A 22,423-nucleotide genomic window follows, 5' to 3' on the forward strand; every position below is an offset into this window, starting at 1 on the left:
TTTGCTTCCTGTATGTTCATAGCATGACATTTTTCATGAACCGACTCACTGTTACTACACAAGACAAAGAACCGATTAATACCTGGAATGAGAAAAACAAAGTCGTCAGATGTCATCAAAAGTCGTCAGATAACATGTGGCAATAGAACCGACAAGCTACATTACCTCTGAAAATGACCAACCGCACAACTTTATCACACAGTACGCAGCCCTCCTGTTGCTTATCCCTCCAAATCCATTTTTCTACGCGGATGCTTGGAAGACAAATATCTTCTTTTCCTTTTTATATTCTATATTTATAACAAAATTTAAACAGGCTCTTAATGGGTGAATTTATTAATTAAGGATAAAAAGATACTTTTAGTTACATATTAGCCCTCGCTTTTTCCAATATATCCAATTTGAATTTATTGAAAGGATATTTATAAATCTCATCTCTTCTCAAATGAAATCCCCAATCATCAAATTCTTTTTTTATTAAACTGGCTGGTATGGGTAACATATTCAAATAATCAAAATAAGTGTCAGGATACCTGTTCAATTTTCGAATTATGGAAATTACAGTCTCCCGATTCTGTATTGTATTATATCGACCATTCAGGTTTAACAACGCATTATAACCAACCTCTTTATCTCCAGCTGTTAATATATCCACATCGCTGTTTCCCGCATTTTCCCAGTGGGACTTTAAGTTGTAATCAAAGAAAAAATTCCTATCTTGATACTCGTATGGATTGATTATACGCATTGAGGTTAAGCTTGCATCCCCTTTATTTGATGTAACATCTTTATTACTCTTATGCTGAACATCGTTACAAGAAGGACAGCTTGGTATCAAATTGTAAAAGGATAATCCCAACATTGGGTAAATTTCTTTGGGGTAAAAATGATCCAATACTCCTTTTTCTGTCTGAGACAACGCTGTTGCAGGAGTATAATGGATATCTGCCATATTGCAATAAGGACAGGTTCCCACTTGGCTTTGTCGGTAAAAACCATCCTTATTAAATATATCATCTTCATATCCAAAAATAATGAAGATATGATAAAGGATACGGTTCAATTTCTTTTCAGGGTCAAAAGCATCCGGATGCAGTTGTGAGATTATATCTCTTAATTTATCCGGATGAGATACTATAAACTCCTTCAAGTTTTCCTCATTAGACAAATGCCTCAATAAATCTTCGCTAGGCTTATCTCCATGAATAGCTATTTTCACTTTCCTCATTATCCTATGCTTACCCGAGAGAAAATGATGGATATCAGCCAATAAACGTTCTTTTACGTCATTGAAATGCTGCAATGCCAAGCTATCCGTTTTTTTAGTTATTTTCAGTTGATACATTATTTCCCAATTTTTTATCAAGAATATTTTTAAGAAAGGTATCACCAACCAATTTGATATATTTATCAAGATTCCCATGATTGATTTGAGTTTGTTCATAGAAACCGAACACATCAGAAGAAGTATCATTCATAATCCTATTCATTAAACGGTTAATAATATCATAGGACACTTTTCCAATAGCACTCTCCTTTAGGAAAAAACTGAAACGAAGAAGATCATACATATTGGCTCCAAAAGATTCTTTCAGTTTCTCTTTTACTTCTGACGTGACAGACTTGCCTTGTTCTAAAAAAAGAATATTTTCCATTGGAATATCACTAAGCACAAATGGTGAATGAGTAACAAGCAATATGTCTATCCTAAAATTTTTATCGATATTCAGCTTGTTCAAATAGTCTATTAAAGTACTTATTAAAATTCGTTGGTATTCAGGATGATAATACTGTTCTATCTCTTCCAGAATTATCTGTACACAATTATATGGCTTTCGATTTTCAGCATTTCTTATGGTATATATATTATGTACATGATACAATATCGAACTCATTGAGTAAACCAATTGTCTTTCTCCCGAACTCAAATCAGTTATATTAACAACTCCAAGTTGTCCTTTATCTGTTCTATAAGATAAATAAAAACTGGTCTTGAAGATTGGTGGAGGTAACAAATACATAATTTTATCTATCTGAACAGATGAATCCGACCTTTTCTTTAAGAAAGGTTCCAAATCGCTCCAATAATATCTCCCTTCATGATAATAAGGGTCATCCAAATAATAAAGAATCTGATGAATCTTCAATGTTATATGACTTTCATCCTTTATTAACATAGTCACAACTTCATCAAATGGGTTTTCTTTTTTAGAATTGTCCTTGAAATAGACTTGGAAGAAGGAGTATTTAACAAGGATGGACATTGTTTTATAAACAAGGTATTGATAGCAATATTCTGAATATTCATTGTTTTTGTTAAGAAACGAAAATCTTTTTACCCAAGCCTCCTTGATTGATTTTTCCATATCTTCCCAGCTCATATCCTTTATTTCAGCCAAATAGGGATAATAGTCTTTCATCGCATGTTTGATTTTCTGCGATACACCATCTTTATCCAATTTGATTGCAAAAGATTTAATGTCATAATCAGGATGAAAACGAATAGAGTGGTAAAGCTTGAAATAAGAAAAAAAGGCTATGGAACGTTGTTCTGCCAGTTCTGTTTCTACATTGATATCAATATTACCTCGTTCTCTGAAAGGATTCAAAACAATAGGCGTTCTGTAACCGTCATTTTTATGGAAAAGGGCTTCTATCCAAAACTTTTTCTTATATCTACCCATGATTTCAGACTGATATTCCAGTGAGTTATAGGCATAATGTGAGTAATTGATGACAATCGTATAAAATAGAGATTGCAAATCCTCACTATTTTTTCCCATTATATTGCCACGTTCATCTGTCCATGAAAAGCTATCGTTAGAAATTGTAATTTTATAAATGACATTGTCCTTTTCATAATACAATTCAGCATTCAAGCGTCTTACGGGAACCAATGGCTCAGCAGCGTATGTTCCGGATTGTTCCCCTAATATATAAAAAGACAAATTATTTATAATCCGGATAATTAATTCTACGATTGTACTTTTTCCACTACCGTTCATTCCGACAATAGCATGCAGACTAATATTGGATGCATATAAATTATCCGGAACTTGCTGTTCACTTTTTATCACTTTCTCATCTTTAAATTCATAATTATTGTAAAATGTATAAAAAGTATCAGACTTTAAGTTCTTTATTACATGTTTATTACATCCTTTCAATGGTCGTACACCAATGATTTTAAATGTTTTCATATACTTTCTTGTTATTCAAATTATGCAATGAGCTATACAATCAACATGTTGTGATACGATTCGTCTTGTCATTTGCAATAAATGCTTAATTCATTAAATTACAAGCACCGACATCACTTTATACCCTTCATGTCTTCCTGCAACAAAACTAGCGAAATTTCATAAAATTATAAATATATACAGCAAAATTTCATGTTGCATCTTTAAAAAAATCAATAAAGATTTGCGGCAATCGAACCTTTTGCTTATCTTTGCGGCGTCAAAGAGATAATGATTATTGAATTGATAAAGAAAAGCAATGAATTTAGTGTAAGGCTAATTCAATGGCTTTCATAAAAGATAAAGCAAGAATGTGCAGTCATTCAAGGAATTAGAATAAACCAAAGTAAAAGGTTCGATTCCTGGTGGCACCACTTTAAAAGGTAAAATCCCGATTTATTTTAATAAAATCGGGATTTATTTTATTCAGACTAAAGCTAGAAGAAAAACATATTCATCCTATTCAAAGCTTCCTGCTCGTAAAAATCAGGTTCATCCTTGAAGAGTTTTTTTCATATGAAACGGAGGGTAGACGAATGGTAGTTACCCTACCAATACATTAACCACCTTTTACGAATTTCCACTTCAATATCCGCTTGAATTATATTGTTTCTGCTTCAGGTAGATATAAGATTGCACACCCAGCAATATCACAAACAGGTACTCAGCCGTTAAATAGACCGACAAAGAAGTAGTGGAACTGTTACTCAGCAAATAAAGATAGCCCAGATAAATGGCTATTGTGGAAACCTGGAATACAAATGCCATCCGGGTATCCCCTGTTCCCGTCACCGCATTGACATACACATATCCTGGCAGGGCAAATGCATAATTCAGCAACATGATGATAAAGGGATAATGGGCAAACTCGATTAATTGGAGATTGTCTGTGTAAAATCCAACAATCTGTCGGTTGAATAATAGGGCAAAAACAATCAAAGGAATCCCTACTGCATATCCTAATCTGAGCACTTTATTACAAAGCCGAAACAGGTTTCTTCCCTCTCCCGCACCAATCAGGTTACTAACCAAAGAACCACTTGTTGCTGCAAAGGAATTTACTATCACAAAAAAAACAGTGGATACACTCCGGGTGATATTGGATACTGCCAACTGCGCCTCTCCCAAACGCTCTATTGCCACAAAGAACAGGAACCACGGGGCAACACTGATAAAAGCCTGCATCATGCTCCACACGGACAGTCGCAGGAGGGCCGCCAATAGTTTTCCATCATAGACAGCTTTCAATCCGAAATGAACTTTGTCCACTTTCTTCTGAAAAGTATAACACACCAATATCAACAAAGAACCTGCCTCAGCCAGTGACGAAGCCATTGCCGCCCCTGATATGCCGAGATTAAGACTAAAGATAAACAGATAGTTGCAAGGTATATTAATGAGAACTGCCATCATTGCAGCCCACGACAACACTCTCGTTTTCGTGATTCCGACAAAGAACGAGCGGAACGCCAGAAACGGAAAAGAGAACACCAGCCCGAAACATCTCCATTCCAGATAATCAATCACAGCCTGATAAATTTCAGGTGAATGAATGAAAAATTTCAGAATAACGGGGGATAAGGCATAGGATGCCAAACTTAAAACGATGGCTAAGCAACTCAGGAACAATAATCCCTGATAGAACGTCCGGCCAGTTTCCTGATATTGCTGTTCCCCGTTTCTGCGGGCAATCATCACCTGCAATCCCAGGCTGAAACCAAATCCAAGCATATAGATAGCCAGATAATAGACACTTGCAAGGGCAGAGGCACCTAATTCCACTTCGCCCACATGTCCAAGAAAAACAGCATCGGTGATATTGATTAACTGCTCCATCAGGATGCTCATCATCACAGGAAAGTTGATGAGCCAGATTTGCTTATATGTATAATTCATTGTTCAATTTTAATAAGTGATGAATAAAACTTATCCGAGGAATGGATACCCTTACTCGCGAAGTCATCCTACGTCAGTTGCTGACATTGACTATCACTTGGGTACTCTCATCCAGGGAAAAGAATAAATAAAACGGGATATAAAACCTCTGCGACGAATTGCGTGAATCCGTCCGATAGCTGAATAGCTTTATATGAGAAGGTGCTATTCGTGAAGCGTAGCTATATACAGAGTTGATGTTTCATCGTTAGAACAATCTGATTTTTATCTATTAATCACGCGGTAAATATAGGAAAAATAATAAAAAAGCAGATGCATTTACCGGATAAATCAATGGTTATCCTATTTTTGCAGGAAATTACTTCACCAAATGAAATCAACCGATACCACAAGAGAAGAAATGTGGGCCAAGCAACATTTATCTGCTGCCCACATCGACTATACGATATGGGAACGTGACAAGCAAATGCTCCATCAAATGTCCGCAATCAGCCGAAGTTGCACCTTTGTGGTCGATGTCTATAAACTCAGGTATGCGTTTGCCTCTACCAACTTTGTCGATTTGCTGGGGTACGACAGCCATAAGATAGCAACTTTGGAAAGGCAGGGAGATTATCTGGAATCACGCTTCCATCCGGACGACTCCGCCCAACTGGAACGGTTGCAGGTTGAGTTGGGCAAGTTTATCTATGGCTTGCCCATCGAAGAAAGGAATGATTACTGCAATATTTATAGTTTCCGGGTGCTCAATGCCAGGAGGCAATATGTGCGCGTCATCAGCCGCCAACAGGTTTTAGAGCAAAGCCGCAACGGGAAAGCCTGGCTCATACTCGGCAATATGGAGATTGCCCCCAATCAGAAGGAGTCCGACCAGGTGGAATGCACCGTACTGAATCTTAAAAACGGGGAAATGTTTACTCCTGCGCTGCCATCACCTGCGCCTATCAGTCTGACCCAGCGCGAACTGGAGGTCTTGCAACTTATCCAAAGGGGATTACTGAGCAAGGAAATTGCCCATAAACTCTGCATCAGCATTCATACCGTCAACATCCATCGGCAGAACCTGCTGCACAAATTGGGAGTGCAAAATTCCATCGAAGCCATCAATGCAGGGTTAGCGTCAGGATTATTGGATTAAGTTGCTATGATAGCCGGGATAACCTGTCACGGCATCCATTCCACAATGTCCGTAACCGGGTGTTGGCTTCTCCATTCCATGAACTCGTCATAGCTCCGCACACCATCGCGGATGACCGCCTGATAATACTCCACCCCCATTATCTTTTCCGTTTCGGGCGTCTCGTTTTTCAGTTTTAGGATAACTGTCCGCGTTTCATCCGTCAGAACCGCAGTAAGGCGTTCGGCAAACTTCTCAAAAAAACCGTCATAGCGGGAACCTTTCAGGATATGAATCATGTCTATCTGCCAAAGTTCATTCCGTGCATCCCTGTACCAAGCATGCCACTCCAGACATGCTTGGGGAGTATCCAGCAAATTCACATGTTCTATCTTCCTGATAGATTTATTTTCACCAAGCTTCATCATTGCCTGAAAACTGTCGGACAGGCTGAATGATGGAGTATAAATATGAAAATCTATGTCCAGATGCTTCATCAGTAACCCGGTTTTCAAAGAACCCACCAGGTTAACTTCAGCACCAATACTCTCCCATATCGGAATGATACGGGCGTCTTCTATTACTTTCCAGGCTCTCTGCTGGTTCCATTCGGCAATATCAAGAATGTTCATTTTCGGTCTTTTCGAGTGAGTGCACAAAAGTAGAAAAAAGGACGGATATTTAGCTATAAATAACTATTTAATACTTCAATAAACCGGACTAACTTTGCCACCCTTTCTGAACTTTTATTCTAAAAACAGGGCCTTATGACATTCAATCAAACAGAAGAACAAGAGAAAGAGTATTTACAACGAGTAATTGGCATCATTCATGATACAATCAACCATACCGACAGCTCGGTGAAAGAACACGTGGAGACTTTGCAGGAGTACAAAGATTACATCTGGTCCAATAAAGATATTGATCCGCATGAGATACGCTCTATGCGCGAAAGTATACTGAACCACTATGCACTGGGCGAAAGCGTCATTCATAAGCGCAATCGCTTGGGCAGAATATTGGATATTCCCTATTTCGGAAGAATTGATTTCAGGGAGCAGATTGGTTTCAAGAAGCAGAAAGATGAAAGCAGAACGATGCCTGTTTATATAGGAATACATACTTTTTATGACACCAAAAACAAGATGAATCTGATTTATGACTGGAGGGCGCCTATATCGGGGATGTTCTACGACCATGAATTGGGAAAAGCAAGTTATTCATCACCGACAGGCGAAGTGAATGGAGAGATTTCACTCAAACGCCAATATCGCATCCGTAACGGCAAGATGGAGTATATGATCGAAAGTTCGCTGACCGTCCACGATGATATTCTGCAAAAGGAACTCAGTAGCAATTCGGATGACAAGATGAAGAATATCGTCACCACTATTCAGCGGGAACAGAACCGGATTATCCGTAACGAAGATGCACACGCGCTTATCATACAAGGAGTGGCAGGTTCCGGAAAGACGTCTATTGCCCTGCATCGCATCGCTTACCTGCTTTACACGCTGAAAGGGACGATTTCTTCAAAAGATATACTGATTATCTCTCCCAATAAAGTCTTTGCCGATTACATATCGAACGTACTTCCCGAACTTGGCGAGGAGAGTGTGCCGGAGATTAGTATGGAACAGATTCTCTCGAAGGTACTCGATGATAAATACAAATACCAGAATTTCTTCGGGCAGGTGACAGAGTTACTCGAAAAGCCTAATCATGATTTTATCGGGCGCATCAGATACAAATCTTCATTTGAGTTCATTTCACAGCTCGACAAGTTCATTCTTTATATGGAGAATAACTACTTTAAAGCGGCAGACGTAAAACTCACCAAGCATATCACGATTCCGTCCGAATTCATCGACGAACAATTCAGGCGTTTCAACCGTTATCCTATGCGGCAACGGTTTGAAACCATGACAGAGTATATTCTGGATATGCTGACAGTGAAATATTACTTCACGGTTACCACTGCGGTGAAAAACTTGTTGAAGAAGGAAATAAAGAATATGTTCGCAGGCAATAATGATATTCAAATCTATAAAGACTTCTTTGAATGGGTGGGCAGGCCCCAACTATTCAAACTACGCAAAAACCGGACATTGGAGTATGCCGACTTAGCTCCACTGGCATATTTGCGCATAGCATTGGATGGAAATATCGTACAGTCGGGCGTCAAGCATCTTTTGATAGATGAAATGCAGGATTATTCTCCTATTCAGTATAAAGTTATTCAGAAACTTTATACCTGCCGTAAAACGATTCTCGGAGATGCCTCCCAATCGGTCAATCCTTATGGTTCGTCAACGGCAGATATGATCCGGAAGTCATTCGGCACGGGAGAAATTATGAAGCTATGCAAAAGTTATCGCTCTACAATTGAAATTACAGGCTTTGCGCAAAAGATTCAGGTCAATAATGAACTTGAAGCCGTTGTACGACATGGGGAACAACCTCAGATTCTATCATTCGGGAATATGGAAGATGAGTTTTCCGGCATTATAGATTTAGTATCTATCTTCAGAAAGTCAAATTATAAATCACTGGGGATAGTATGTAAAACAGAGGCGCAAGCACAGGAACTTGCCACAAAGCTTCAGGTGCATGGGCAGGATGTATATTTCCTATCGAGCCAAAGCTCCGCTTTTGTGAAAGGTATCATTGTCACTTCATCCCACATGGCTAAGGGACTGGAATTTGATGAGGTAATTGTTCCTCAGGTTGATGCCGGGAATTATAATTCGATGATTGATAAAAGTATGCTTTATGTGGCATTAACAAGGGCGATGCACAGGCTAACACTGACTTATTGCGGAGGAAAAAGTGAGTTTATAGTAGGATTATAATCAGAAAATGACGATTTAATAGCAAAAATAAAAGTATTCCAGATTCTTTCCAGATTCTCCCTCTACATTTGCAATATCATAATAAACCAAAGTATTAATTATAAAAAAAGAAGAATATGAAAAAGTTAGTTTTGTTATTAGTATGTATGTTCACAATGCACACAATGGTTATGGCGGACAATGATAAACCCATCCAGGTAAATCAACTTCCTGCAAAAGCACAGACGTTTATCAACACTTATTTCAAAGACCATAAGGTGGCATTGGCAAAAGAAGAAAGCGGAATGTTCTATAAGAGTTACGATGTGGTCTTCACCAACGGCGAAGAAATAGAGTTTGATAAAACAGGAGAATGGAAAGAAGTGAAATGCCGCCAAAGTGAAGTTCCTGCCCAGATTATCCCGGAAGCCATCCGTAATTATGTAAAAGAGAACTATCCGGATGCAAGAATTCTACAAATTGAGCTTGACAAGAAAGAGTATGAAATCAGACTATCCAATCGTCTGGAGATTACATTCGATTCAAAGATGAGGGTGATTGATATTGACGACTAAAACAAAGATATATTTCAATTTCGTTACCGCTGTAGCTGTTACAGCGGTAACGAAACTAAATAGCAATAATTTATATTAAATATTCAAGCTGTTTCAAAACTCAAATACAACAGCACAATGTTTCGTCATAAATCCACACTGTTCCAACGTTCTGCGTGAAGCCACATTATCGGCAGCACAACCGGCAACAGGCATATATCCAGCTTTCAGGCACGTCTCTTTCAGATGAGAAATAATCATCACGGCATACCCCTGCCTGCGAAATGCCGGATTCACCCACATACCTACATCAAAAATGTCCTTATCAGGAAGTACCCGGATAAGATAACCGCAGCCTATGAGTGCTCCATCCTTCTCATACATCAGTATCATACGGTTTGAAACGGTATAATTCAACTCTTCGGGAGATTCGTACAAATCGCTGTCATGAGTCAGCAACAACGGAATATCAATTTCTTTTGCTTTACGAACGGTTACACCATCCGGCAAAGGCATCACAATTTCATCTGTGAAGAAGCGAAACAGAATACCACCTATTTCACAGGACCGGCAGAATGTGTGGCAACAAGTCATAAACAAATCATCGAAGGACTTACAGAAAGCACTTTTTATCTGAAACTCTTCCAACATCTTTCCGAAGATTTCTTCTTTTCGGGCAAACAGCTTGTCAGGCAGATAGAATTCAACCAATTGCCCTTCTTCCGAACAAATGAAATGTCCCACCCTTTCTCCCTCCGTTTCAATGACGAAACAGGTTCCTTTTGCAACAAGCCACTCGCAATGTAACTCTTGCGGATAACGCAAAGAAACGAAATATTGCTCCCGCAAATCATGGAGTGATGCCAACGGCACATTTTTAAAATCAATCATAGTTCCATTTTTGCTAAAGATACGAAAGTTTTCCTGATACAGAAAAATTACTTCACTAAATCAATGTAATCTCCGTATCCTTCCGCCTGCATCTTATCCTTGGGAATGAACCGCAGGGAAGCACTGTTAATACAATAGCGCAAACCGCCTTTATCTGCCGGGCCGTCTGTAAAAACATGACCTAAATGGGCGTCACCCATAGAACTGCGAACTTCCGTGCGCACCATACCGTGAGAGGTATCCACTTTCTCCTGAATGAGTTTGCGGTCGATAGGCTTTGAAAAGCTGGGCCAGCCACAACCGGAATCAAACTTATCGGTAGAGACAAACAAAGGCTCGCCTGTAGTCACATCTACATAAATGCCGGGACGATGTTCATTCCAATAAGGATTATGGAAAGCAGGTTCGGTTGCATTTTTTTGAGTCACGGCGTATTGTTCTGCTGTAAGCTGCGAACGCAAAGCGGCATCATCCGGTTTGCGATAAACTGCCGCAGGCTTCTTCGGTATCTTTGCTTTACGCGCCAGTTCGAATAACTCCGGATGGATATGGCAATATCCTCCCGGATTCTTATCTAAATAATCCTGGTGGTAATCTTCTGCCGGATAGTAGTTTTCCAAAGGCTTGATTTCCACTGCCAGAGGACGGGTATAAGCCGCAGCCAGGCGGTTGACAGTTTCCTGAATGAGCGGTAAATCTGCCGGGTCGGTATAATAAATGCCAGTGCGATACTGGGTGCCACGATCATTGCCCTGACGGTTCACACTGGTAGGATCTATCGTTTTGAAATAAAGGTCTATAAGGAAAGGCAAATTCACTTTTGCCGGATCGTACTGCACCTTTACGGTTTCTGCAAAATCCGTGGTTCCGGTGCACACCTGTTTATAGGTTGGATTGGCTATATTTCCATTAGCATAGCCTACTTGCGTAGCTTCCACACCTTCAATCAGTTTCAGGAAATGTTCGGTTCCCCAAAAGCATCCTCCTGCCAGATAAATTTCTTTGGTTGACTTCATATCTTTTCTCCTTTCTGCCTGCTCTGTCCGGTTTTTGGCACAAGCGAAGCAACTTATTAACAATATAAAAGCGAATATTATTGGTTTCATACTTTACTCTCCTCCCCTGCTATTGTTATTATTGTAAGCACATCGGTTACTTACAATAAGAATAATGTAATTATAACAATAAAAACGGTATTATAGTTGAGAGGCGGCAGTTATAGGTTCATAATTAATATCTGCCTTCCGCGCCTGTGAATGCTGAAACTGGCGGGCTATCTTAAAGGTTTGCCCTGCCTTCAGTAGATAAGAGCCTGTCTGCTTAAACCAGAAACCGACGCGGGCTTCCATACATTGCCGACGGATATCCAGCACCCAGTCATAATCGCACACACGCACTTCTCTGCCCGATTCTCCTCCTGCCACTACTTGCTCTACCCATTCGCCCACCAGCTCACCTCTGAAATCTATCCGGCTGAGAAGAGGTTCGCAGATGATAATCTTATGCTTGATGGGGGCTGCCTTGTAGATGGGCAGGCGGTAGTCAACCCGGTCCTGGTTCTCCATGGTGCAGCAGATGGTGACGTTGTCATAGCCATCGCCCCAATCGGTGGGTAGGCAGGCATTCAATCGGTCTATACGTTTTGTGATGAACAAGAAGTGAAGGTCTTGCCGCGTCCGCATCATCTCCCACGCTTCGGGACGCCACTCGTCGGCATCCTCCACCAGAAAATCAGAAGTGAAACAGGTATAGACCATATTACCCGAAGGTATCTTATAGGTCTTATTCTTTTTCTGCTGCAAAGGCAGGTCGAACTTCTCTGTCTTCGTCACAACGGAACTGTCTTTGCCATATTTACCGTCCGTACGATAGACATAGCAATGCCGGCAGCCGGCACTCAACTTGTGGCATCCATGCCAAGGGTTCCACATGGATGACTTTACGCCTGTTCTTAGCATCTGCTTATTACCATTTCTTCTGATGTTCCACCCGCATTCCGTCGGCAGTAGAATATTGCTTCAGTGAATTCTCCTGCGACTGGATGACGATGTACACCATCTCTCCATCCGAAGCATTGGACATTCCCCGTATTCCTTTTGGTGCAACACGGATAACGCTTCCTTCGGATATGGGGAAACAGTCTTCATCTACCTGAAAGTAACCGGAGCCTCGCAATATGATGTAGGTCTCCTCATTCTGCTCGTGCACATGGAAATAGGATAAATCGGTGTGTGGCGGAAGGCTGTTGAAAGATATTTCCGTGCCTGTAGCCCGGGTAGGTTCTTTCAAGAAGGCTTTGCCTTCAATGATTTGTCCGCTCACAGGATGCACCAACGTATGCTGCATCAGTTCATTCAAACTACCGATATTGACTGCTGTATAATTCTTGTTTTCCGATATAATCTTTGTAGTTTCCATAATTGTCTTTTTCTCATAAATAATATCACAAAGTTATGTATTAACCTCATTCCCTATTGAATTCAGATTCATTTTTATGTAACTTTTACATGCACACACGGAAAGAAATCGTATTTTTGAAACCGAATATCCGTGTAGAATTAAAGATAGAATAATATGGAATCCATTATCGGGCAAGTGAGGCAATGCCTCCGGGACAGCGTAGATGAAAAGACACTAAAAAATTCAGGTAACTTCTTCAAGGAAGGTGAAAGCGTTCCTGTATATGGCGTGAGAATGTATGCTGTAGGAAAGATAGCCAAAGAGTCTTTCAAGGAAATCAAAGATTTGCCGAAAACTGCCGTATTTGAATATTGTGAAGAGTTGTGGCAGTCCGGCTATCTGGAAGAGAATGTAATTGCTTGCGAATGGGCGTATGCTCTGCGGAAACAATACACGCCGGAAGATTTCGGAATCTTCAGCCACTGGTTGCAGAAGTATGTAGATAATTGGGCATCCTGCGATACGTTGTGCAACCACACCATCGGTACGTTCGTTGAAATGTATCCCGGGTACATTTCTGAGTTAAAAGAGTGGGCAACATCCGATAATCGTTGGGTAAGGCGTGGTGCTGCCGTCACGCTGATCATTCCTGCACGCAAAGGATTATTCTTCGATGATATTCTCCAAATAGCAACCACCCTGCTTCACGACAAGGATGACCTGGTACAGAAAGGTTACGGCTGGATGCTGAAAGCAGCAAGTGAGGCTTATCAGAAAGAGGTCTTCGATTTTGTAGTCAGCCATAAGGCAACCATGCCACGGACGGCACTGAGGTATGCTATTGAGAAAATGCCGCAGGAGTTGAGGAAAGAAGCAATGAAAAAGGAGTAAGTATGAATATTGAAGAATACCGGGAATATTGTTTAAGTATCAAGGGAGTAACAGAGAGTTTCCCCTTTGACGAGCATACACTTGTCTATAAAATTATGGATAAGATGTTTACCTTTGCTCCGTTGAATCCTAAAGAGGGGCATTTCTGGGCGGATACGAAATGTGACACTACCAAATCAACAGAACTGATGGAGCAGTATAGCGGCATTACATTCGGCCCCTACTCCGATAAGAAATACTGGATTACCATCTATCTGGAAAGTGATGTGCCGGACAGTCTTATAAAGGAATTAATCAATCATTCCATAGAAGAGGTGGTTAAGAAATTGCCTAAGAAGAAACAGGAAGAATATCGTGCCACATTAAGATAATGTAAAAATCAGATACATTTATTCCAATCCCGATTCTTCAAATAGAAATAGGAAAGAAGCAACAGCATACCTCCATAAATATACTCGCTGGTCCAAGCTATAGCCACATCTACCTTGAAGTACATAACCATGATGACGACATAAACAACATAGATAGCAATCGTCATCAACATGATTCTCATGGACTGATTCGTGTTTCCTGTTCCTGAAACCGCATTGAACAGAACTAAGCCGGGGGCCGAAAGGAAATATCCCACCAACATGACGTAAGTGGTCGGCAAAGCTGCCTGCACCAGTTCCTCATTGTTCGTATAAATCTGCAACAGGGCAGATGGAAATAAAGCGGATAGCAGCAAGAACGGGATTCCAATCAGATAAGTCAGCTTTATCGCCCGCCTGCATGCAAGCCGGATTTCACTTTTATCTTTGCCACTTCCCAAGAGATTACTGACCATAGAGCTGGCCGTATCAGCAAATGCAAAAATCACCATAAAGAAGCAAGTGTTGATGCTGCGCATGATATTGGCTATCGCCAGAGAACGCTCACCCAAATGCTCTATAGCAATGAAAAACAGAAACCATTGCGATGGGAATAGTATGGATTGAAGCATCGTCCAACAAGAAATACTCCAAATCCGCTTGAACTCCGACAAGCGGAAAGCGAACCGCTGGAACAAAGCATACTTCTTTTTATCTACCTGCAGCAAAGTATATACTACGTAAAACAGCAAAGACACCAGTTCAGCCAGCGATGAACCGATAGCCGCCCCCGCAATGCCTAATGCCGGAAAACCGAACTTTCCGAATATAAGAATATAATTGAAAACAACGTTACTGAGCACCATTACGACAGAGTTAAGCGTCAGCGTGCGTGTTTCAGTAATACCGATGTAGAAAGCGCGAAACAGAATAGCAATAAAAGAGAAGAAAAGCCCGTATCTTCTCCACTCCAGATAAGAAGCTGCGGCAGCATAAACCTGATCGGAAGATATCAGTCGGCCGAGAATATGAGTTGTGATATAGTCGCACAAGAAAAACATGACAGTGGCCAATGCCAGCAGGAAAAAGGCACCTTGCATGAATATTCCGCCAATTTCACCATACTTCTGTTCACCATTTCTACGCGCTATCAATATCTGAACCCCAATGCTAAATCCAAACCCAAGCATATAAATAGCCATATAGAGCACACCCGCCAATGCAGATGCTCCCAGCTCCACTTCGCCTACATGACCTAAGAATGCCGTATCCGTAACATTTATCATGTGTTCCATCAGCAAGCTGATGAGAATGGGATACGCAATTAACCAAATTCGCTTATAGCTGAAATTCATATATATAAGAGCGGATTATGACCTGTCTTTTTCCGTTAGTTTTGCCACCGTAGTGGCAAGTTATTGCCATCGCATTGGCAAGACCTTGCCATCGTATTGGCAAAAGTTTGCCACCGCATTGGCAAAAGTTTGCCAGCATGGTGGCAAAAAGTTCAGAGGATATACCCTTGTGGAGCATATCCTCTGTTGATATCAGAAATCAAACTTTTCGAGCTTCATGGAAGCCAATCCCTGTATTTTGGGAACCAACGTCACAAAATGTTCCGCTTTCTCATGGGCAGATAACGATTCTGCATCCTGCCATGTTTCGCAAATCATCAGGACATCATTACGGGTAGCGCTTTCAAAAACATCATAAGCAATGCAGCCTTTGTCTTTCAAAGAAGATGCTACCAACTCTTTTGCAGCTTCCAACACTGCAGCACGGTTACTTTCGTTTACTTGAATAAAAACATTCAGTCTAATCATATTTGTAGAATTTTAAAAGTACGCTGCAAATGTAAACAGAAAAGTCGGAACTCTGATTCACTTGTCTGCATAAATACCGATGCGGTTGCCTTCCGAATCGACAAATACTGCAAAATAGCCTTTGCCGTCGGCTTCTATCTTCGTGCAGGGAATGAGCACTTTCCCGCCCTTCTGCAACACACGTTCAAGAGTAGTTGCTATGTTATCCGTATTGAAATGGATAAGTACACCTTTCTCAGAAGGGAGAAAATCAGGCAGGAGGTCAAAAGATTGTGAGATGGCTCCTACAGTCTCACCGTCTTCGGTGAAGCATGCCATCTTCTCCTGTTCACACTCAAAGACCGGAAGTTTCATGTTCAGCACGGTCTCATAAAAATCTACAGCCCGATGGAAGTCAGTAGCCGGAATCTCAAAAAATGCAATCAACTTTTTCATTTTGGTTTCTTTTTTAGGGGTTATTACTATGCCTTTGCAAAGACATTGCAAAAGTAGGGCAAGATGGGAAACCTCCATAGAAGAAAACGGACATCTTTAGAGAGTGGAGAAATAATCGGAAACGGGAGCGCATACGGACAGGTATTCCGCAGGAGTGTAACCGGAGAAGAGTTTAAACTCCTTAATCATGTGCGACTGGTCGGAGAAGCCGCATTCATAAGCCACTTGTGCAAAAGGTAAACCGGGGTTTTGTTGCAGGACGTATAAGGCACGCTGCATACGCACGATGCGGAGAAATTCTTTTGGGGTAGTACCGATATAATCGGTAAAGACACGCCCGAACTGCTTGGTGCTGAGACAAGCTACATCGGAAAGTTGCAAGGTGTTTACCTGCGGATGAAGATTGATTTCGTCCAGAACTGTCGATAATCGTTTCAGGTTATATTCGGAACCGGAAGCCAGGCGACGGAAAAAGAATTGTTCAATCAGCCGGATACACTGGTCGTTATCTGGAGTATCTGTTATCCGGCAGGATAAATCGGAAAGTTCCCTGTCTTCCACTTCGTCCGTGGAAACATTCTGCCCGTTGAAAAGATGCAGGGGCATTTGCAGAAAGACTTTTGCCGCATAGGGCTGAAAGACGACCGCTATCATTTCTATAACTCCTGTCGACACGACATCGGAGAAACCGAAAGTTTGTCCGCTAATAAAGGATTGCGGCTGCAACTGCGAATCTTGCAGGCACATCAAGCGTTTGCCTTTATGAAACACCAGTTGCACGCAGCCGACAGGCAAGGTACGTTCCGACACCGGCAAAGCGGCATCATCCCGCAATATCCAGTAATAACGGATATAGGGAGACAATGCAGGAGCAGGTTTTACGATACGGAAAGTTTGCATAGTGCAAATATACGGGATTTGATTATTGCGGCAAAGGTAGACAAAGGGTTTTAGGGGGAATAGTAAAAAAGGGACATTATTTATAGAATCTGCCCGCTTGCAGTAAAATAGAGTATCGCCAACTGCAAACTTTGCAGTTGAAAGTAAGCAAACGGCTGAAAATATCAACGAAATAAAATGCCAAGAACAAACACGACATAGGAGACGTTATAAATTAAAGCCTAAAAGATATGAGAACAATCACCAGACATACCGTGAAGGAAGTGGATATTCCCCGTTATATGGGTACATGGCATGAAATTGCCCGTTACGAAAATCATTTCGAGAAAGATATGACAGATGTCACCGCAACTTATACTTTGCAATCCGACGGAAGTATCAAAGTAGAAAATGCAGGTTACCTGAACGGGGTGCGCAAGAAAGCAACCGGACATGCCAAATTGCCAGATCCGCAGCAACCGGGCAAATTGAAGGTTTCCTTTTTTCTGTGGTTCTATTCCGACTATTACATATTGGAACTGGATAAAGAAAATTATAGTTATGCATTAGTAGGCAGCAGTAACGATAAGTATCTGTGGATATTGTGTCGTGAGAAACAACTATCGGAAAATGTAAAAGAACAACTTCTCAACACAGCTACCCAATATGGATACGATACAAAAAAACTGATTTTCAGTTGATATCAAATCCAAGGTTAATTCTTGAACAAAAAACTATTTATTATTCACCCCATACCCGAACAAAGCGAAGTCTCCGAAACAGGGATCATCCGGAAATACTTCCGCCAATGCGGCAGTTATCCTTTGTGCGTTTTTCAGAGAAAAAGTTTCCGTTTCGGTCAGTTCCAGCAAGCGGGCTACACGGCAGACGTGTGTATCCAAAGGAATAATCAATTCCCGGCAATCAAAACTTTCCCAAATACCGAAATCAACTTCCGGTCCTTTCCGTATCATCCAGCGCAGGAACATATTCAGCTTCTTCTGCGGACTTTTGTACGAAACTTCCAGAAACCGGCAAAGCTTCTCCATCGGCTTTCCCGGATATACCTGCAATGCATCTTCCAGACTGTCATAACCCGAATAAGCCGTATGCAAGCGTTCAAAATAAGAGTGGAAGTCCGCATACGAAAGCATCCGGTAAAAACTGCGCCGCTCTTCCACAGGGAAATCCTTCTCCCACCGACGCGAAAGAACATATTGATAAGGAGACGCTCCCATGCACGCATGCAATTCATCTGCCTTCTTCAAAATCTGCCTGCGGTTGCCAAAACTCATGATGGCGGTCAGCAGACCACTGATTTCTATATCCTGTTTCAGCGTATAGCGATGAGGGAACTGTACCGGGTCATTCTGAATAAAATCGGCACAATGATAGGTCGCAGCCCACTCTTGTAGTTTCTTTTTTATATCTTTGGTCATTTCTTTAAAATCAGGAGGACGCAAAGATAATGCAAATCGAATGCAGAACTTTCATGCTTGCATGAAAAAGTTATGCTGAGATGCCGCTTATCTTATTTTCAAAGATATTGAATTTATAGCAACTTTGGACAAGTCCCCTATTCTATTTCCCCTTATTTTTGCATCGTGAAATTCAATAAAGAACCTATGGAACATAGCAAGAAGACAACGCGTGAAGAGTATCAGAAGTGTGTAAATGCAGTGGTAGACTACATCAATCTCCATCTTGGAGAAGAGATAGATTTGAAATCGTTGGCCAAGATTTCTCATTTCTCTCCGTTCTACTTCCACCGCATCATGAAAGCATTTCTGGGCGAGCCAATCGGGACGTTCATAGTCCGGACACGAACTGAAGCCGCCGCCCGCCTGTTGCGCTATTCGGATTTGCCGATAGCGGACATTGCTTATCGCATCGGATATTCCTCACCATCGTCACTGTCGAAAATATTCAAGCAGTTCTATGGAATTTCACCTAATGAGTATCGTAACAATAAAAACTTTGTAATTATGAAACCAGCAATTATCAGACCCGATTTAGAGTTAAAGAAAGAAATAAGAGAAGTGCCTGCCAGAAATGTGATTTATATCCGCTTGTTCGGAGATTATAAACTGAATGATTACGGTGGCACATGGATGCGTTTGTTCCAGTTCATCAAGGAGGAAAAGCTGCCGATGGGTGACATGGCTCCTTATTGCATGTACCACGATGATCCCAAAGTGACGCCTGCCGACAAGTTGCGTACCGATGTTTGCATGGTGATGCCTGTAGCCGTAACTCCCAAAGGTGATGTCGGCTTCAAGCAATTGCCTGCCGGACGTTATGCAGTGTTTACTTACAAAGGATCTTATGAATATCTACAAAGCGTATACGACACGATTTACGGTAAGTTCATTCCTGAAATGGAATGTACAATGAGAGATGAATCGAGCGCAGAACGCTATCTGAATAATCCGTGCGAGACGAAACCGGAGGAGTTGTTGACGGAGATTTATATTCCGGTGGAATAAGAGTCTGCCAGGCTGAGTGTAGTCGGGGTATCTCTCCTCATAGGCGCAAGAGAAGAGATCCTTCGACAAGCTCAGGATGACAGAAAGAAATGATAATAAAATCAGTTTTCTTATTCTCTTTTCATCGGTATATATCTCAACCCATTCGTCACTTGCGGCTCCTTCACTTCCCTAAAGCCCAGACTCCTGTAGAAAGGAACAGCATAAGAAGATGAGTTCACCGTCATTCCGGATACGGGATTATCTGCAATAAGGGCGTCAAACAGTTTCCGCCCTATGCCTTTCCGATGATATTCTTCCTTGATAAAGAAGAGAGAAATATGTTCTCCGTGGTTCTTCGTAGCCAGCACTCCCACCAGATTATCTCCATCGAACGCACCGTAAATGACCAGCCCATTCACCACTTCTCTATCTTTGACAAAGCTTTTGAAACTTTCCAGACCCTGTTCGTCAAAATCGTCCTTGCCACACTGAAGATACACTTCCAATGAAAGTGTTGCGGCATTCTCATACTCAGGCAGTTCTAATCTTCGGATAATTATCATAGGAATCTAATTTTACGGTAAATCACAAAGATATTGAATTTATGTATTGATTGCCCAAATATCCCAGTTATTTCACCCAGAAACACTACATTTGCAGAAATGAACATCTTAACTAATCCCCTCTATTCTGATTATGGAAAAGCTTATCGACAAATTCCTTCCGGCAGATTATCATGATACATTCGTCATCAAAGCCAGCAGACCTGCGGAACTGATTGTTCCTAAAGAAGTAATCAAGAAAATATTCAATCACTCTCCGGCATGGCTTAGTTTCCTTTACAAAGTCAGGAATATCCTGGTGAAACCTTTCGGTATCGAAGGCGGAGACATTCTGACATCGGAAGATTATATAATAGAAGACACTGAGAACGAAGCCATCATGAGGAAGGACGACAAGCATCTGTTGTTTTATGTTTCCATTGCCAAAATAGGCAATAACCTGATAGACGTGACGACAGTGGTTCAGTATCACAATGCGTTAGGAAAGGTTTACTTCTTCTTTATCAAACCTTTCCACAAGATGATTGTGCCGCGGGTCGTGAAGGAAATAATTTAAAACCGCTCAGAAATGAGCAAAAGCGATTCAGTTGTGCTATCTGTCATCCTGAGCTTGTCGAAGGATCTACTCTCTTAGCATAAGGCTGCGCTATACAGCAGAGGAAGAGATTCTTCGACAAGCTCAGAATGACAGATAGTCCGCAAATCATTTCATTCAAATCTGGTATAGAAAGGAAGGAAATTCAGTTGACAAGGGAACGAGTTGACAAGGGGACAAGAGGCTGCGCAATGCTTCTATGCCGCAGGAACCTTGTTCCCTTGTCAACTTGTACCCTTGTCCCCTTATTCAAATCCCTACAAAAATGAGTGAAATGCTTTCTATTCATTTGTCTGAATTTCCTACCAGCGAAGCAACAAAACGTAACTATTTGATTATGAGTATATATAAATAGAGGCTATCTCAGTCGTATACTTAGGGTACCTCAGTCGTATACCGAGATACCCTAAGTATACGACTGAGGTACCCTAAATATATGTCCCGGGGTAGGTGTCTGCTTTTTGTAAAAAATACTCCTTTGTCATTTGGTTCATATCCGCTCAAAAGTGAATCAAACCTACCTTATATAATACTCAATCCGTAGCTACTGATTTCATCAAAGTCTTCCTCAGTATATGAGTTCTTCTGGCGGATATCCTGTACTATCTTCATGAACTCTTCGGTTTTCGACAAGAAATCCTTGAATTTCTCCGTCTGCTCCTCATGCCCTTTCACGGCAGGCAGTTTCTCAGCTGCGTCCAGTTGCAGTCTCAGTTCCATAATCTTCAGGTCCAGACGGGCTTTGTCTTCCACATGCTTGCGAGCATAGAGGTTGATAATGCTCTGCATTGTCAGGCTCATCTTTTTCATTGCAATAATCTGCTCTTTCACCGGGTTCTCTGCCAGCAAGACTTGCTGAGCCTGCCCAACGATAGGACTCAGAATATCGAATATGTTCTGCTTGCATTCGGACATCTCCACACTCAGTTCATAGTTATCATTCAGCAAATCCGCTATTCCTTCCGTCTTCTTCTCTTTCAGCAGAGACAGGTATTTATTAAAATTAGCATAAAACTGCCCCCTTGACTGGAAAAGTTCAGTATAATTCTGTATCAGGTTCTGCCGCACGTCATCGCCAAAGTAATCACCCGGCTGCATCACCGCCGCAGAATCTTTCTTTGAAATGACAGGAGACATGATATGCGAAAACATCTGTACCTTAGACTGTTGTTCCATATACCCCAGAACCGCATTTACGTCTCTCTCTTTCACCAAATTCTTCAACAGAGCCAACGAAGTATCGTAATATTTCACCACTTGCCCTGCATCTGCAATCTCTTCGGGGGTATAAGTCACCGCCTCCTTCTTACTGCCCGTACAGGACACCAACATAACAACGCTTACAAATGCGCCCAAGACTAATAATTTCTTTCTCATAGAATTTTTCATTTTAATTTCAGTTTCGTAAACACTCAACTTATTAGTTGACAAGGAAACAAGGGGGATAGACCTTGAAGCTCCGTTTCTAAAGAGGACATGACAACCTCCCTC

Annotated in this window: 22 protein-coding genes and 1 pseudogene; 8 read left to right on the top strand and 15 right to left on the bottom strand. The window is 41.2% G+C overall.

Going from position 1 to position 22,423, the window contains the following annotated elements:
• Positions 1 to 364: 364 nt before the first annotated feature.
• The 3 genes from QZ135_RS18510 to QZ135_RS18520 form a co-directional block, all read right to left on the bottom strand.
• Positions 365 to 1,345, bottom strand: coding sequence for a hypothetical protein (locus tag QZ135_RS18510; RefSeq protein WP_117867261.1), 981 nt, complete (start codon positions 1,343 to 1,345; stop codon positions 365 to 367).
• A complete protein-coding gene (locus QZ135_RS18515; RefSeq protein ID WP_117867260.1) occupies positions 1,323 to 3,200 on the bottom strand; it encodes an AAA family ATPase in 1,878 nt (625 codons plus the stop codon). Before QZ135_RS18515 ends, QZ135_RS18510 begins: the two co-directional genes overlap by 23 nt.
• A 624-nt stretch (positions 3,201 to 3,824) precedes the next feature.
• Complete coding sequence (locus tag QZ135_RS18520) at positions 3,825 to 5,135, bottom strand: MATE family efflux transporter (RefSeq protein ID WP_294612705.1); 1,311 nt, start codon at positions 5,133 to 5,135, stop codon at positions 3,825 to 3,827.
• Between the two features lie 370 nt (positions 5,136 to 5,505).
• Here QZ135_RS18520 and QZ135_RS18525 point away from each other — a divergent pair, with 370 nt between their 5' ends.
• A complete protein-coding gene (locus QZ135_RS18525; RefSeq protein WP_294612707.1) occupies positions 5,506 to 6,273 on the top strand; it encodes a LuxR C-terminal-related transcriptional regulator in 768 nt (255 codons plus the stop codon).
• A gap of 26 nt (positions 6,274 to 6,299) precedes the next feature.
• On the opposite strand, the gene QZ135_RS18530 is transcribed toward QZ135_RS18525, so the two are convergent.
• Entirely contained in the window at positions 6,300 to 6,884 is a 585-nt protein-coding gene (locus QZ135_RS18530; protein WP_294612710.1) for a nucleotidyltransferase domain-containing protein, read from the bottom strand.
• Positions 6,885 to 7,019: 135 nt separating this feature from the next.
• Between QZ135_RS18530 and QZ135_RS18535 the strand changes: the two genes are divergently transcribed.
• Positions 7,020 to 9,104, top strand: coding sequence for a UvrD-helicase domain-containing protein (locus QZ135_RS18535; RefSeq protein WP_294612713.1), 2,085 nt, complete (start codon positions 7,020 to 7,022; stop codon positions 9,102 to 9,104).
• A 116-nt stretch (positions 9,105 to 9,220) separates the two neighbouring features.
• Complete coding sequence (locus tag QZ135_RS18540) at positions 9,221 to 9,658, top strand: PepSY-like domain-containing protein (protein ID WP_294612716.1); 438 nt, start codon at positions 9,221 to 9,223, stop codon at positions 9,656 to 9,658.
• Positions 9,659 to 9,751: 93 nt separating this feature from the next.
• Here the strand turns inward: QZ135_RS18540 and QZ135_RS18545 are convergent, their stop codons facing one another.
• The 4 genes from QZ135_RS18545 to QZ135_RS18560 all read right to left on the bottom strand — a co-directional run bounded on the left by QZ135_RS18545 (position 9,752) and on the right by QZ135_RS18560 (position 12,946).
• Positions 9,752 to 10,528, bottom strand: coding sequence for a GNAT family N-acetyltransferase (locus QZ135_RS18545; protein ID WP_294612719.1), 777 nt, complete (start codon positions 10,526 to 10,528; stop codon positions 9,752 to 9,754).
• Positions 10,529 to 10,575: 47 nt separating this feature from the next.
• On the bottom strand, positions 10,576 to 11,634 hold the full coding sequence (gene msrB / locus QZ135_RS18550) for a peptide-methionine (R)-S-oxide reductase MsrB (protein ID WP_294612722.1): 1,059 nt from the start codon (positions 11,632 to 11,634) through the stop codon (positions 10,576 to 10,578).
• 90 nt (positions 11,635 to 11,724) lie between these two features.
• Entirely contained in the window at positions 11,725 to 12,486 is a 762-nt protein-coding gene (locus tag QZ135_RS18555; RefSeq protein ID WP_294612725.1) for a DUF5131 family protein, read from the bottom strand.
• A gap of 7 nt (positions 12,487 to 12,493) precedes the next feature.
• A complete protein-coding gene (locus QZ135_RS18560; RefSeq protein WP_294612728.1) occupies positions 12,494 to 12,946 on the bottom strand; it encodes a cupin domain-containing protein in 453 nt (150 codons plus the stop codon).
• A 156-nt stretch (positions 12,947 to 13,102) separates the two neighbouring features.
• On the opposite strand from QZ135_RS18560, the gene QZ135_RS18565 reads away from it, so the two are divergent.
• Both QZ135_RS18565 and QZ135_RS18570 read left to right on the top strand, forming a co-directional pair.
• Positions 13,103 to 13,819 (top strand): DNA alkylation repair protein, encoded by a 717-nt coding sequence (locus QZ135_RS18565; protein WP_294612732.1) that lies wholly within the window; start codon positions 13,103 to 13,105, stop codon positions 13,817 to 13,819.
• A 2-nt stretch (positions 13,820 to 13,821) separates the two neighbouring features.
• Positions 13,822 to 14,190: an MmcQ/YjbR family DNA-binding protein gene (locus tag QZ135_RS18570; protein ID WP_294612736.1), complete on the top strand. Its 369-nt coding sequence runs from the start codon at positions 13,822 to 13,824 to the stop codon at positions 14,188 to 14,190.
• Between the two features lie 8 nt (positions 14,191 to 14,198).
• Here QZ135_RS18570 and QZ135_RS18575 read toward each other — a convergent pair whose 3' ends face one another.
• The 4 genes from QZ135_RS18575 to QZ135_RS18590 form a co-directional block, all read right to left on the bottom strand.
• Positions 14,199 to 15,530, bottom strand: a complete 1,332-nt coding sequence (locus QZ135_RS18575) for an MATE family efflux transporter (RefSeq protein WP_294612783.1) — start codon at positions 15,528 to 15,530, stop codon at positions 14,199 to 14,201.
• Between the two features lie 186 nt (positions 15,531 to 15,716).
• Complete coding sequence (locus QZ135_RS18580; RefSeq protein WP_044263411.1) at positions 15,717 to 15,992, bottom strand: putative quinol monooxygenase; 276 nt, start codon at positions 15,990 to 15,992, stop codon at positions 15,717 to 15,719.
• Between the two features lie 57 nt (positions 15,993 to 16,049).
• Positions 16,050 to 16,427, bottom strand: a complete 378-nt coding sequence (locus QZ135_RS18585) for a VOC family protein (RefSeq protein ID WP_294612739.1) — start codon at positions 16,425 to 16,427, stop codon at positions 16,050 to 16,052.
• A gap of 96 nt (positions 16,428 to 16,523) precedes the next feature.
• Positions 16,524 to 17,327 (bottom strand): helix-turn-helix domain-containing protein, encoded by an 804-nt coding sequence (locus QZ135_RS18590; RefSeq protein WP_294612742.1) that lies wholly within the window; start codon positions 17,325 to 17,327, stop codon positions 16,524 to 16,526.
• 242 nt (positions 17,328 to 17,569) lie between these two features.
• Here QZ135_RS18590 and QZ135_RS18595 point away from each other — a divergent pair.
• Positions 17,570 to 18,007 (top strand): annotated as a pseudogene (locus QZ135_RS18595) (lipocalin family protein); the annotation flags it as partial.
• A gap of 33 nt (positions 18,008 to 18,040) precedes the next feature.
• Here the strand turns inward: QZ135_RS18595 and QZ135_RS18600 are convergent.
• Positions 18,041 to 18,745 (bottom strand): TIGR02757 family protein, encoded by a 705-nt coding sequence (locus QZ135_RS18600; RefSeq protein ID WP_294612745.1) that lies wholly within the window; start codon positions 18,743 to 18,745, stop codon positions 18,041 to 18,043.
• Between the two features lie 186 nt (positions 18,746 to 18,931).
• On the opposite strand from QZ135_RS18600, the gene QZ135_RS18605 reads away from it, so the two are divergent.
• Positions 18,932 to 19,792: an AraC family transcriptional regulator gene (locus tag QZ135_RS18605; RefSeq protein ID WP_294612748.1), complete on the top strand. Its 861-nt coding sequence runs from the start codon at positions 18,932 to 18,934 to the stop codon at positions 19,790 to 19,792.
• Positions 19,793 to 19,902: 110 nt separating this feature from the next.
• On the opposite strand, the gene QZ135_RS18610 is transcribed toward QZ135_RS18605, so the two are convergent.
• Positions 19,903 to 20,337, bottom strand: coding sequence for a GNAT family N-acetyltransferase (locus QZ135_RS18610; protein WP_294612751.1), 435 nt, complete (start codon positions 20,335 to 20,337; stop codon positions 19,903 to 19,905).
• 133 nt (positions 20,338 to 20,470) lie between these two features.
• On the opposite strand from QZ135_RS18610, the gene QZ135_RS18615 reads away from it, so the two are divergent.
• Positions 20,471 to 20,893, top strand: coding sequence for a DUF2867 domain-containing protein (locus QZ135_RS18615; RefSeq protein WP_294612754.1), 423 nt, complete (start codon positions 20,471 to 20,473; stop codon positions 20,891 to 20,893).
• A 561-nt stretch (positions 20,894 to 21,454) separates the two neighbouring features.
• On the opposite strand, the gene QZ135_RS18620 is transcribed toward QZ135_RS18615, so the two are convergent.
• Positions 21,455 to 22,309, bottom strand: coding sequence for a hypothetical protein (locus tag QZ135_RS18620; protein ID WP_294612757.1), 855 nt, complete (start codon positions 22,307 to 22,309; stop codon positions 21,455 to 21,457).
• Between the last annotated feature and the right edge of the window lie 114 nt (positions 22,310 to 22,423).

This window comes from uncultured Bacteroides sp. (assembly GCF_905207245.1).
Lineage (GTDB): Bacteria > Bacteroidota > Bacteroidia > Bacteroidales > Bacteroidaceae > Bacteroides.